Genomic DNA, 223 nt, shown 5'->3' on the forward strand with positions numbered 1-223 from the left:
TGTTTTCGTGGGTTCACCAAGCCATTGCGCGGATTCAAGTAACTGACCGAAGGCATTTTCCGGGTTTGCCACTTCGCAGCTAAACCGATTGGCATCGCGGCCTTCCGGGAACACCACCCGCCAAACATCCAGCCCCATCAGTTGCAACTCTGCCGCCAGTGTTGCCGCCGCTTCATTGCCCGCCTTGTCATTGTCATAGGCGATATGCACCTGCCGGAGTTCA

General features: G+C 56.5%; 1 protein-coding gene. It reads right to left on the reverse strand.

Features of this window, described 5'->3' with window-relative positions:
• Positions 1-223, reverse strand: a 223-nt coding sequence (locus AAC855_RS21445) for a toprim domain-containing protein (protein ID WP_340612146.1), incomplete at both ends; no start/stop codon positions are given.

Source organism: Xenorhabdus bharatensis (assembly GCF_037996705.1).
Lineage (GTDB): Bacteria > Pseudomonadota > Gammaproteobacteria > Enterobacterales > Enterobacteriaceae > Xenorhabdus > Xenorhabdus bharatensis.